This is a genomic window from Blastococcus litoris, assembly GCF_003075095.1.
Classification (GTDB): Bacteria; Actinomycetota; Actinomycetes; order Mycobacteriales; family Geodermatophilaceae; genus Blastococcus_B; species Blastococcus_B litoris.
In genome coordinates, this window is record NZ_QCZF01000057.1 from 1 (window position 1) to 465 (window position 465).

Annotated in this window: 1 rRNA gene; it reads left to right on the forward strand. The window is 55.1% G+C overall.

The window, feature by feature from the left end:
• A 16S ribosomal RNA gene (locus DCS98_RS22595) occupies window positions 1-465 on the forward strand; the annotation flags it as partial.

The window sequence follows — 465 nt, forward strand, 5'->3', positions numbered from 1 at the left end:
CCTACGGGAGGCAGCAGTGGGGAATATTGCACAATGGGCGCAAGCCTGATGCAGCCATGCCGCGTGTATGAAGAAGGCCTTCGGGTTGTAAAGTACTTTCAGCGGGGAGGAAGGGAGTAAAGTTAATACCTTTGCTCATTGACGTTACCCGCAGAAGAAGCACCGGCTAACTCCGTGCCAGCAGCCGCGGTAATACGGAGGGTGCAAGCGTTAATCGGAATTACTGGGCGTAAAGCGCACGCAGGCGGTTTGTTAAGTCAGATGTGAAATCCCCGGGCTCAACCTGGGAACTGCATCTGATACTGGCAAGCTTGAGTCTCGTAGAGGGGGGTAGAATTCCAGGTGTAGCGGTGAAATGCGTAGAGATCTGGAGGAATACCGGTGGCGAAGGCGGCCCCCTGGACGAAGACTGACGCTCAGGTGCGAAAGCGTGGGGAGCAAACAGGATTAGATACCCGTGTAGTC